The sequence below is a fragment of the Mesorhizobium helmanticense genome, assembly GCF_003034915.1.
GTDB lineage: Bacteria > Pseudomonadota > Alphaproteobacteria > Rhizobiales > Rhizobiaceae > Mesorhizobium > Mesorhizobium helmanticense.
In genome coordinates, this window is the sequence record NZ_PZJX01000090.1 from 1 (window position 1) to 661 (window position 661).

A 661-nucleotide genomic window follows, 5' to 3' on the forward strand; every position below is an offset into this window, starting at 1 on the left:
GCAGCTCCATTTGCGATCGCGGCAATTCGGATTGGCGCGGGCGCCATGTGCTCCGACCCTGAGGGCTGTCCCGGTCGGCGCGAGCTATCGCTCACGGGCGATCAGTCATCGGCTTTCGGAATGACCGGCGACGCTTGGTCTCAACGATTATGCCGGTCGGGCTGTCGGCCGTATTCTTCGCCTTGAACACGGCGGTTCGCTTCGGTTTTGGTTTGGGTGGCGCTTGAGGCTCTACCCTTAGCTCCGGCGTTTGCTTGCCCTTTTGTTTGTCCTTGCGGGAGCAAAGCAAAGCCTTGGCGGTCACCGCGTCCGCATCCGAGACCACGCCGGCCGGCTTGCCATCGAGATTGACCCGTGCGGCGCCGGCATCCAGGCTCGCCAAGTATTTGGCCATCTTGGTATACGCCAGCAGGGCTCTCCTTAATTCATCATCGGACAGTTCGCCGTCGAGCACCCGAATGTCATGATGGATGCCGATCTTGAGCGGCCTGGGCGCTTTCGGATTGAACGCCGCAGGCCACTTGGCCGATAGATAGCGGAAAAGCTGTGCAGGCGATTTGCCTCGGCTACAGCTCAACATCATAAGCCTCGCCCCATTGTTTTCGTTTGCAATTCGGACCTTCCTAGCACTGATATATGCAATGATTATGGAAAAATGAGC

Annotated in this window: 1 protein-coding gene; it reads right to left on the reverse strand. The window is 58.4% G+C overall.

The annotated features are described in order from the left end of the window. Window positions 1-91 precede the first annotated feature (91 nt). On the reverse strand, window positions 92-661 hold a 570-nt coding region (locus C9427_RS33210; protein WP_245437283.1), incomplete at its 5' end, for a ProQ/FINO family protein.